The sequence below is a fragment of the Chamaesiphon sp. GL140_3_metabinner_50 genome, from assembly GCF_025361915.1.
Taxonomy (GTDB): Bacteria; Cyanobacteriota; Cyanobacteriia; order Cyanobacteriales; family Chamaesiphonaceae; genus Chamaesiphon.
The window spans coordinates 1-6,445 of sequence record NZ_JANYJC010000265.1; the positions used below are offsets into that span (position 1 = coordinate 1).

The following is a 6,445-nucleotide window of genomic DNA, read 5'->3' on the forward strand; positions in this document are numbered from 1 at the left end:
CCTAGATCGGTCGCAGCTTTTATCCCTAGATAATTTTCCAACAATAATTGTAAATAGCGACGGGCGATCGCGGTTAACCCACATCTGGCAACGGCTAGGCGTGGGTCTTGGCTTTTAAGATCGCCAAAAATTCGACAGTGACGATAAAATTCTAGCCAACTTTCGGCTAGTTCGATCGTTAATTTCCTCCAATTTGGCGTTGGTAAAGCTTTTGTACTATTAGATTGTGCATGGATAGCATCTAAAACCTTCATTAAGACGCGGACGAGTCGATCTTGGGCTGGATGCTCGAAAATACCGACAGACCCGGCTGCGATCGAATTTACCGGGCAGTTTGGCACCGATCGGGAAGCTAGACCGATCGACCATCCTGGTGCGATAATTTGCCAAGTTGCGGTAATTGTCACCAATTTTTCGATCGCGGCTAATTCGAGTGTCGCACAACAGCGCGCATGGGCATAAGTGGCGATCCCGATCTCAGCAGTGCTATCGGCTTTCAGCCAAACACTCAGCGGTAAATCGTGGACATAATCGAGCCATCTAGCGATCGATCCGGTGGTAGGTTGATAGTAAATATAACCTGCTGCATTGTACCAACAACACAAATCTAGTCGATCGTTCGCTGCATTTGCCACTAAAGTTAGTGGTTTGAGCTGTTGACAAACTTCTAATGGTGTAAATACAGATTTTGCAGCCAATCTATATGCGATCGTGCTGACATACTGGTATGGTGATGTTGTCGTCAGCTTAATCGATTGTTGACACTGCCCATGCCAAGTTCGATCTTGCGTCATATCGGTAGCAAAATTGTCACAATTATGCAGCGATCGTCCGTAAACTTGCTGAGTCATCACTTGCAAATAGTCGGCAATTTTTCCGGCGATTGTAGGTGCTAAAGGCATCAAAATCGGGTCTGACAGAGGAAAAATCTTCATACTCACATCCCGATTTTTAGATTACGTAGTACATTCCAGACTAAACAAAATGATTTACTACATCAAAACACATGTAGAATCATTGAAAATCATGTGCCGTTCCGCTGGTTTGTTATGCACTCATCATCTACCCCACCTAAAAACAATACTCGTTCGTTCTCGACGTGGCACCGACTCCTAGATTGGGCACAAGAACACTATCGCTACCGAACGTTTTCCAAAGATGCTCAGATCCCGACTCGTGCGGGATTACTATACCTAGTTCAGCGGGGCACGATCCGGCTGAATGGGACGGCGGAGACAGAACCGCCATCCTACCCACATCAAAATAGTACCCCATTGGAGTTCCAACTTCAAAGCGGCGACGAAACCTTTCTCGGTTTTGTCGGTGCGGGGCAACCATTTGAAATAGTCGATCGATCTCCGTTTACGCTCCAAGCTTTTGCCCATACAGATAACACTTCAATTTTCTGGATGTACTGGCACGATCTCGAAAACTTCCCCAGTTTTCGGCGGGAGATTTTAGACTCATTCCGCTATCAACACCAACGGAAACTACTATGGTTAAATACCCTCGGACAACGCCACACGATCGAACGGTTATTGGGCTATCTCACCCTGCTAATCGAAGAATTTGGCGAACCCTGTAAGGAAGGCTACTTTTTGCCCTTTCCACTCACACACGCCCAAATTGCTAGTGCGATTGGCACTACTCGCGTTACAGTTACCCGACTGATGAAAGAATTACGCGAAGACCGAAAAGCGATTCATATCAAAGAAGATAATCTAATTTGCTTACTAAGTCCCCCGCAACCAGAACAATAGCCGATCTCGTTACCGATCTAAAATCTGGTGCGATTCCCTAACAATTTGAACATGCCACTCCAGCAACACCAAATTTAAGTTTGGAAATCTTTGGGGCGATCGTTACCTAGCTGTATAAGCTAAACTAAGGATTAAATATTCCTTAGCGTAAGTGCGATCGCCCCATGATTTTGCCAGGTTCTACGATTCGTGTTAAAAATATTAACGATATCTATTACGGTTTTCAAGGATTCGTCCAACGAGTTACCGATGGAAAAGCCGCAGTGATTTTTGAAGGTGGTAACTGGGATAAAATCGTTACTTTTCGCCTCGCCGAACTCGAACTAGTCGATCTCACTCAGAAATAACGCTAGCCTGAGTAAATAAAGACAATCGCTAACCAACAATGTTTGACTTACAAGGCTTGAGTGTTTATCTCGTCGGGATGATGGGTTCGGGTAAAAGTACCGTCGGCCCATTACTCGCCACAAGTTTAGGCTATAGTTTTCTCGATACCGACACGACGCTCGCCAGAGCTTGTGCTAAAGATTTGGGCTATAGTTTTGAAGATCCCGATCTCGATCGAACAGCACTCGTCGGTAAAATTATTACCGAAATTTTTAAAACTGCTGAGGAAGCCGAATTCCGCCGCATTGAAACCCAAATATTGACCGAAGTTTCTGCTTATACCCGCTTAGTCATCGCTACAGGTGGCGGGATTGTTATCGATCCCGAAAACTGGAATCATTTACATCAAGGGCTGGTAATCTGGCTCGATCCATCAATAGATCTCCTCGTCGAACGTCTCCAGGAAGACACCACCCGTCCGATTCTAGCCACCCCCGGCGAGCTGCAACCCAAATTAGAAAGCATTCTCGCTCAACGGCGCGACAGCTACGCCAAAGCCAATATTCATATTCCCTTTACTCACAATCTCACGCCTGAAGAAATTGTCGATCGGATTCTAGAAGTCCCCTCTGAAGAACTTAAACCTAAATTAGAACGCATTCTCATCAGACGGCGCGATAGATACGCCCAAGCCGATATTCATATTCCCTTTACTCACAACCTTACACCTGAAGAAATTGTCGATCGCATTCTGACAGCCATTCCCACAGTCTTAAAAACACCACCACCAATGCCAGCATAGATGCGGTTGGGCAAGTCAAATTAATCCTGCCCCAGTCAGCCACACAGCAAAAAAGTCATAAGACGGTGCGATCGAAGTTGTCTTACGACTTTTTAGTTACCTTCAATCGTCCGTTCCAGCACCTAAAATCGATCGATTGACGCGCTAGTTTGGTTAGACTATAACTAGAAAACAGCGATATCAGATTTGCTGAGTCTCCATTGCCGCATTCTACAGCCAACAACTGCCATCCGGAGTCCCCAAGATCGACTTTCTCAAAAATTGGAACTAACTACCACAAAAATAATTCGTTACTAACACCCCCGACATAATTTCGATCTAACCGCATAATTTCGATCTAACCGCCCAATTAGAATCTGACGAGTAGATTCTAGATCGAGCCATTCAGCCGCCCCGTTAGACGAACACCATCAGCTATATTGTGAATCGAACCCAAAAAAGTTCGATCGCCGCCTTTATTTACACCGAGGGGACAGGAGCAACCGCCAGATGACGAAGGTAATTATCACTCAGTGGGAAACCCGCATTGCTACAGAATGTAGCGGACAAAATGCCACTACTCAAGCTAGCATTCTCAACTGGCTACTAGGCGAAAATCGCGAACGACTGGAAACCCTAGAGGCTGAACATCTAAAAATTGTCGATCGAGCGATGGATTATCGGATGCGGATTTTGCTTCAACGGTACTTAGGATTACCGCCGGAACGCGCTTATAAAAACCTGATGCAGCGGTTGGGTGGGTTGGCTGTTTTACGCGATAAAATTCGGGCATGGTTGACGCTCAGTAACGATCGTCAGCGGCAAGTTGTCGATGTATTGCAAGAAGTAATTCAAGAGTTGCTGCAAGGCGATAAGTATATTCAACAGCAGATTGCCTGGATCGGACAATGTACCAAAAATCCTCGGTTGCGCGATACGTTATTATTTGCCAGTATTGAAGAATATTGCCTGCGCCCAATTCGCAATCAACCGCTACTCGCACACCGATTTGTTAACTATCTCCGTCGATCGCAAAAAGGTGGCGTAACTAATGTACCCCAAACCGATCTGGTCAAACTAGTTTCTGACGAAATTGTCAGCGATAGCGACTCGACATTTAGCTTGTTAGATAAGCAAGCTCAAGATGACTATCAGCAACAGCAAGAATGGGAAGAAACGCAAATTGCCCGCGATCGGGTTAAAGATACACTCCGGAGTTATCTGAGTGAAAATGTCAGCCCCGAAGCCGGGAAATGGCTAGATTTATATCTACAGGGCAAAACACCAGAAGCGATCGCGATTGCCTTGAAAATGGATATCAAACAAGTCTATCGGTTGCGCGAAAAAATTAATTACCATACGCTCAAAGTGTTTGCTATTAAAGCCGAATCCGATCTGGTTTCTCAGTGGCTGCATATCTCTCTACAAGAGCATAATTTAGGATTGACTCCCAATCAATGGGATAAATTTTGCAGCGGTTTAGAAGCAAAGCAAAGTGAGATTATGAATGGCTTAAAAGCTGGCACTTCAATCGAAGCGATCGCCAAATCTCTCAAAATTAAAACCAATCAAGTCATGGGCGAATGGAGTCAAATTTATCTAGCCGCTCAAGAATTAAGAACTAGCTAAGAGTTGAAAATTGAAAGCTTGCACTGTTGGCGAAGCCTCGCCTTTGGCGATATGACAGCCGAAGTGTTGAAAGTTACGGATAGCGATTTAGCCAGATCCAATACCTAACACCCAATCCCTAATCTCTAATACCTATCCAATGACTCAAGCTACAGCTACCACTCCGATTAGTCCTCAGGTTTACGTGCCAAAACTAGCTTACCAAATAGCAATGCCATTGCCTCAAACTCATCTGTTTGAGGTTAAACTAACAGTAAGTAATTGGGATGGTGAATTGCTGAATGTGAGTATGCCAGTGTGGACTCCTGGTTCTTATCTAGTCAGAGAATATGCCAAGCAAGTTCAAGATTTTGTCGTAACATCTGATAAAGGTCGAAAACTGTCTGCGATAAAAACTGCTAAAAACAACTGGCAAATTCGGACGAGTGATAGTAGTAAGATTTTTATTAGCTATCGAGTTTTTGCTAATGAATTAACAGTCAGAACCAATCATCTAGATGCGACTCATGGCTATTTTAACCCTGCCGCACTATGCTTCTATATTCCTGGGTTTGAAGATTGCCCGATCGAGATTAAGATTGTTACACCTTATCCCGATTGGCAGATTACTACGCCATTACCAGAAATTAGTCCCCAGACTTTTTTAGCTGCCGATCTCGATACTTTAATCGATAGTCCGTTTGAGATTGGTAAGCAACAGATTTATGATTTTACGGTTTTAGATAAGCCTCACCAGTTAGTAGTTTGGGGTGAAGGTAATCTCGATCCGGATAGTGCGATCGAGGATATTAAAAAGATTGTCGAAGTTGAAGCTAAAATCTTCGGTGGATTACCGTATGAGAAATATATTTTCTTATTACATCTATCTCCTGCTGGCGGAGGTGGATTAGAACATAAAAATTGCTGTTCTCTGTTATATCCGCGCTTTAATTTTCAAGGTACCGAAAAACATAATCGCTTCATGCAATTAGTCGCTCACGAGTTTTTCCACCTGTGGAATATCAAACGGATTCGTCCCATAGCTCTAGAGAAATTCGACTACGATCGCGAAAACTATACGCATTCATTATGGTTTAGTGAAGGTACGACTAGTTATTACGATCTCATAATTCCCCGGCGGGCGGGCATTTATGACGAGCATGAATTTTTAGTCGAACTTAGTAAAGAAATTACTCGCTTTTTAACAACGCCAGGGCGACTGGTACAGCCGTTGAGCGAGTCTAGCTTCGATGCCTGGATTAAGTTATATCGCCCCGATGCCAATAGTTCTAATTCCCAAATGTCTTATTATCTCAAAGGAGAGATGGTAACATTATTATTAGACTTATTAATTCGCACTCGGACTCAAGGTACCAAATCTTTTGATGATGTATTAGTTGCCATGTGGTCACAATTTGGCAAAGCCGAGATTGGCTTTACTGAAGTTCAACTCAAACAAATTATCGAATCGATCGCTAACCAAGATTTAACAGAATTTTACGACCGCTATATTCATGGTACTGAAGAATTACCATTCAACGATTACTTAAATCCCTTTGGGATCGAATTACAGCCAATCGAATCTGGCATCCCATATTTAGGACTAAACGTTAAAACCGAACATGGGAAAGAACTAATTAAATCGGTAGCGGCAAATTCTGCCGCACAATTAGCTGGCATCGATCCTGGTGACGAATTACTCGCGATCGATGGTTTTAAAATTACCGCCGATCAGCTCGCCGATCGATTAAAATTAACTCAGGCTGGGCAAGCAATTAGTGTTACTGTTTTTCATGCCGATCGATTGATGACGGTTGAAATTATATTAGGCACACCACAACCCCAACAATATCAATTACGCTCTTTAGAGCATACTTCCGATCTGCAACGCCAATTATTTAAGAATTGGGTGAGTATTTAATCTTTACTGAATCAAATCAATCAATCAAATCCCCGACTTCTCCAAGAA

The 6,445-nt window shown here is 43.6% G+C and carries 6 protein-coding genes; 5 read left to right on the forward strand and 1 reads right to left on the reverse strand.

Annotation, left to right across the window (positions count from 1 at the left end):
- Positions 1–935, reverse strand: a 935-nt coding sequence (locus Q0R35_RS13240) for a hypothetical protein (protein ID WP_295618908.1), incomplete at its 3' end; no start/stop codon positions are given.
- A 114-nt stretch (positions 936–1,049) separates the two neighbouring features.
- Here Q0R35_RS13240 and Q0R35_RS13245 point away from each other — a divergent pair.
- From Q0R35_RS13245 to Q0R35_RS13265, 5 genes are all read left to right on the forward strand, one after another.
- A complete protein-coding gene (locus Q0R35_RS13245; protein ID WP_295618911.1) occupies positions 1,050–1,760 on the forward strand; it encodes a Crp/Fnr family transcriptional regulator in 711 nt (236 codons plus the stop codon).
- Positions 1,761–1,924: 164 nt separating this feature from the next.
- Positions 1,925–2,107 carry an NAD(P)H dehydrogenase subunit NdhS gene (locus tag Q0R35_RS13250; protein WP_295618914.1) on the forward strand — a complete coding sequence of 61 codons (183 nt, stop codon included), beginning with the start codon at positions 1,925–1,927 and terminating at the stop codon, positions 2,105–2,107.
- Between the two features lie 38 nt (positions 2,108–2,145).
- The gene (locus tag Q0R35_RS13255) at positions 2,146–2,889 is read left to right on the forward strand and encodes a shikimate kinase (protein WP_295618917.1); all 744 of its coding nucleotides are present in this window, start codon (positions 2,146–2,148) and stop codon (positions 2,887–2,889) included.
- Between the two features lie 489 nt (positions 2,890–3,378).
- A complete protein-coding gene (locus Q0R35_RS13260; RefSeq protein WP_295618920.1) occupies positions 3,379–4,497 on the forward strand; it encodes a HetZ-related protein 2 in 1,119 nt (372 codons plus the stop codon).
- Between the two features lie 139 nt (positions 4,498–4,636).
- Positions 4,637–6,397 (forward strand): M61 family metallopeptidase, encoded by a 1,761-nt coding sequence (locus Q0R35_RS13265; protein WP_295618923.1) that lies wholly within the window; start codon positions 4,637–4,639, stop codon positions 6,395–6,397.
- The last annotated feature ends 48 nt before the right edge of the window (positions 6,398–6,445 follow it).